General features: G+C 67.4%; 1 pseudogene. It reads right to left on the bottom strand.

From position 1 onward, the window contains the following. Positions 1 to 423: pseudogene (locus tag D7Y13_RS43580) on the bottom strand (elongation factor 4); the annotation flags it as partial.

Consider the following 423-nt stretch of genomic DNA (forward strand, 5'->3'; position numbering starts at 1 on the left):
GCCTCGATCTCGGCGGGCATGTCGGCCGGGTTGTGCACCTCGACCCAGTCGCCGTTGCGCTCCTGCACCCGGTAGGCGACGTTCGGCGCGGTCACGATCAGGTCGAGGTCGAACTCCCGCTCGAGCCGCTCTCGGACGATCTCCATGTGCAGCAGACCGAGGAAGCCGCAGCGAAAGCCGAAGCCGAGCGCCTGCGAGGTTTCCGGCTCGTAGAAGAGCGCCGCGTCGTTCAGCTTCAGCCGCTCGAGCGCGTCGCGGAGCTCCGGGTACTCGTCCGAGTCGGTCGGGAAGAGGCCGGCAAACACCATCGGCTTCACTTCCTTGTAGCCCGGCAGCGGTTCCGCTGCCGGCGCCTTCTCGTTCGTGAGCGTGTCGCCGACGCGGAGCTTCGAGACGTCCTTCAGCCCGGTGATGATGTAGCCC

This window comes from Corallococcus praedator (assembly GCF_003612125.1).
GTDB classification, from domain to species: Bacteria; Myxococcota; Myxococcia; order Myxococcales; family Myxococcaceae; genus Corallococcus; species Corallococcus praedator.